The organism is Dolichospermum sp. UHCC 0352 (assembly GCF_009711925.1).
GTDB lineage: Bacteria > Cyanobacteriota > Cyanobacteriia > Cyanobacteriales > Nostocaceae > Dolichospermum > Dolichospermum lemmermannii.
Genome location: NZ_VIKY01000086.1, coordinates 1 through 3828, shown reverse-complemented (window position 1 = coordinate 3828; position 3828 = coordinate 1). Strand labels below are relative to the sequence as shown.

The 3828-nt window shown below is 40.8% G+C and carries 4 protein-coding genes; all 4 read right to left on the bottom strand.

Features of this window, described 5'->3' with window-relative positions; all coding sequences use genetic code 11:
* Positions 1-73: 73 nt before the first annotated feature.
* A complete protein-coding gene (locus FJR06_RS05755; RefSeq protein WP_015079690.1) occupies positions 74-817 on the bottom strand; it encodes an SIMPL domain-containing protein in 744 nt (247 codons plus the stop codon).
* Between the two features lie 109 nt (positions 818-926).
* Entirely contained in the window at positions 927-1733 is an 807-nt protein-coding gene (gene pstB / locus FJR06_RS05750; protein WP_015079689.1) for a phosphate ABC transporter ATP-binding protein PstB, read from the bottom strand.
* A 165-nt stretch (positions 1734-1898) separates the two neighbouring features.
* A complete protein-coding gene (pstA, locus tag FJR06_RS05745; protein WP_015079688.1) occupies positions 1899-2780 on the bottom strand; it encodes a phosphate ABC transporter permease PstA in 882 nt (293 codons plus the stop codon).
* 14 nt (positions 2781-2794) lie between these two features.
* Positions 2795-3745, bottom strand: coding sequence for a phosphate ABC transporter permease subunit PstC (gene pstC / locus FJR06_RS05740; protein ID WP_168651031.1), 951 nt, complete (start codon positions 3743-3745; stop codon positions 2795-2797).
* Between the last annotated feature and the right edge of the window lie 83 nt (positions 3746-3828).

Below are 3828 nucleotides of genomic sequence, written 5' to 3'. Positions count from 1 at the left end.
TCTCCAAATGCTTCGCCCGTACAGTTGTTAGTTGTTTTTTCCTTGCCATTGACCACTGACCACTGACCACTGACTAATAACTAATTTGCAATGTTACTGATGCTTGTACTTCCTGTTCACCGGCAATTATGGGAGTAGAAGCATCTGCATTAGCTAATTTAGCCTCAGCCCGGTAAAGCATGGGAGGTGGTGGTGGAGTTGCACCATTGACTTGAATACTGACAATTTCTTTTTGTTGTAATCCCAGGCTACTTAAAACGGCTTCTGCTTGCTGTTGGGCATCCTGGGTAGCTTTTTTCAGAGCTTGTTTTTGGGCGATCGCAATTGCTTCATCACTAGCAATAAAACTCACACCGTTAATTTGTGTCGCTCCAGCCTTCACAGCTTCATCTAACAATGTTCCGGCTTGATCTGTAGGAATGCGGAAACTGACTGTATTACTGGCAGCATAACCAGTGATTCGTTGGACATTATTGCTGTAGCTATACACTGGATTCAGGCGAATTCCTGTAGTTGTCAATTTTTCCACATTACGTTTTTTCAGCAATGTCACCACAGCGGATGATTTACGAGCCGCTTCTTTTTGGACATCTTCAGCGGTTTTTCCTTGAATTTCCACACCTAAACTCACTTGAGATAAAGTTGTAGAAATTGTTTCTACTCCCCGTCCACTCACGGTTAAAGTTCGCCATAATTTTGCCTTTTCTTGCGCCGATGCAGGTAATATAAAAGTCGCGCATATCAATATACTCAAGGATAAGATCTTCCCAAAATTCCTGGTAGGAAAACGAGAATTGGATAAAATAGTGTTAGACATTCTGCTGGCACTCCTCCAAAAACGGATCAATTCTTGGTTAACTGTTAATTATCAACTAATTATCAACAACCACCAAAACATTTTTACCACTTGTTTTATCATCTCAGCACTAACCAAATTTACCGCTAATGTAAGCTTTGGTATCTTCCTGTTGAGGGTTGCTGAAAATTAGCTCTGTCGAATCGTACTCTACTAAATACCCAGCCCGTCCACCTGATTCTGAGGCTCTGACATTAAAAAACGCCGTTTTATCAGATACTCGTGATGCTTGCTGCATATTGTGAGTGACTATGACGATGGTATATTGCTCTTTAAGTTCATGAATTAGTTCTTCAACCCGCGAGGTAGAAATAGGATCAAGAGCAGAACATGGTTCATCCATGAGGATAACTTCTGGTTGTACTGCGATCGCTCGGGCAATACATAAACGTTGTTGTTGTCCACCGGATAAAGATAAACCATTTTGGCGCAATTTATCCTTGACTTCATCCCACAAAGCCGCTTGTCGCAAACTCCGTTCTACTAATTCATTCATATCACCCCTGTAGCCATTAATTCTGGCCCCAAAAGCAATATTTTCATAAATTGACTTGGGAAATGGGTTGGGTCTTTGAAACACCATACCAATACGTCTCCGCACCTCTACGGGATCAATATTGGGTGCATAGAGATTTTTATCATAGAAATAAACTTTACCTTCGGCTCTAAATGATGCGATTAAATCATTTAGACGGTTATAACATCGCAATAATGTACTTTTACCGCAGCCAGATGGTCCAATAAAAGCCGTCACCCGATTTTTAGGAATATCTAGCCAAACATTCTGTACAGCCAAAAAATTGCCGTAGTAGATATTGAGGTCTTCTGTGCGTAAAACCGATTCAGCCCCATTAATCGTGCTAATTGTAGTAGCCATAAATACTTAAATGAATGCAGAATTTAGAATTTAGAATTTAGAATTACGTTTTGCAACGGGGATTTTACCCCGACGCAAAACCCGCTGCTTGTAGAAGCAGGGGACTTTAACCCCCAAAGGTAAGTTAAAGAATAAGTTTTTCGGGATGAGTTTCAGTTTTGTTAACTAAACCTTTTGTTTAGTCACCCAGCGAGTAATAATACTAGTAATTAAAACCATCATTACGAGGATTAAAGACGCAGCCCAAGCTAGAGATTGCCAAGTTGGGAAGGGAGAAGTAGCAAAGTTGTAGACTAAAACCGCGAGAGAAGCAGTAGGTTTGAGAATGCTATCCGGCCAAAAAGCAGAAAAAAGAGCCGTAAATATTAATGGTGCTGTTTCTCCAGCAGCCCGAGCGATCGCCAAAGTAGAACCAGTGACAATTGTTGGTAATGCAGCCGGCAATACCACCAGGATCACAGTTTGCAAATTACTTGCACCTAATCCAACAGACGCTTGCCGCAAATCTTGAGATACTAATTGCAAAGCTTCGTCTGTAGTTTTTACAATAATAGGTAACATCAAAATTGCTAAGGCAAATCCACCCCCCAGGGCTGAGTAAGAGCCTAAATTCAGCTTTACTAAGGTCAAAACCACAATTCCATAAGCAAATACCCCAGCAATAATAGAAGGAACACCACTGAGGACGTTAGTAGCAAAACGTATCCATCTAGCAATCTTTTGGGAACTAAACTCATTTAAATAAATTGCGGCCAATACACCAAAGGGAACACTAATGACAGCGGCAATCCCGACCATGAGAATTGTGCCAACAATGGCATTACCAAAACCGCCATTTTTGCCAAAAGGCGGCGGTGGTAACTGCGTAAAAATATTGAGATTTAAACTACTAAACCCTCTAATTACTACATAATAAAGCACTGCCAACAAGGGGACTAGTGCCAATGCTCCACAGATAAAAGCTAATCCAGTCATTGCTGTATTCAACAATGTCCGAGGAGAGGAAGGAGAACGAGTCAGGCTTCTTTGCTCAAAAGAAGAAGTCATAATTTAACCTATCACTATAGTCTCTGGACTCGCGCCACAATAAACTCTGCCAGAATATTGACTATCATCGTCAATAGAAATAGGATTAAAGCTGCATACATTAAAGCAGCAACTTGTAACCCATTAGCTTCAGCAAATTGATTTGCTAGTAGGGAAGAAATTGTATTAGATGGTGCTAAGAAAGAGATGTTAATATTATTGGCATTACCAATTAACATTGTCACAGCCATTGTTTCACCCATGGCTCTACCAAGTGCCAACATCACCGCACTGACAATGCCAGAAAAAGCAGCGGGGATAATAACTTGAAAAATTGTTTCCCAACGGGTTGCACCGATTGCCAAGGCAGCTTGACGTAAACCCGAAGGTACAGAAATCAAAGCATCACGAGAAATAGCGGTGATAATTGGCAAAGTCATAATTGCTAAGATCACTCCCGCAGGTAACATTCCTGGACCTGTAGGTGAGGTACTAAAAATAGGTAGCCAGCCCCAATAACGATGCAGCCATTTGCCCAAATCAGTTAAAATCGGGATTAAAACAAAAATTCCCCAGACTCCGTAGACAACACTGGGAATGGCAGCTAATAATTCTACTAAAAATACCAGTACCAATTTTACCTGGGATGGCAAAAAATCCTCACTCAATAAAATCGCCGTCCCCACACCAATCGGAACTGCTAAAACTAGTCCGATTAAAGAACTCATGAGAGTCCCATAAATCGCAGGTAATACCCCATATTCATTATTAACAGGGTTCCAATTGCTGGTGATTAAGAAATTAATCCCGAATTTTTGGATCGCTGGACTGGCCGCAATAGCAACTTGCAAGGTAATCCATAATAAAATCCCAGCAATTGCTAGGGCAAAAATTCGAGTTAACCAAATAAAGCTCCGATCTAGATTTCTGTCTATTTCCGAGCGATTTTTCGTGACTAATGGGGTTTCTGGAAAATTTATGGCCATGAATGCTGACTCTAAGATTTGGGAAAAAGCGAACTTTCTCAAAACTAGTAGTTTGTCAAGATAAAAATGATGGACTGTAGTGT

What these genes read in the sequence shown, in the direction of transcription:
- pstA (WP_015079688.1), bottom strand. Translation starts at nt 2,780, where the DNA reads ATGACTTCTTCTTTTGAGCAAAGAAGCCTGACTCGTTCTCCTTCCTCT.
- pstC (WP_168651031.1), bottom strand. Translation starts at nt 3,745, where the DNA reads ATGGCCATAAATTTTCCAGAAACCCCATTAGTCACGAAAAATCGCTCG.
- FJR06_RS05755 (WP_015079690.1), bottom strand. Translation starts at nt 817, where the DNA reads ATGTCTAACACTATTTTATCCAATTCTCGTTTTCCTACCAGGAATTTT.
- pstB (WP_015079689.1), bottom strand. Translation starts at nt 1,733, where the DNA reads ATGGCTACTACAATTAGCACGATTAATGGGGCTGAATCGGTTTTACGC.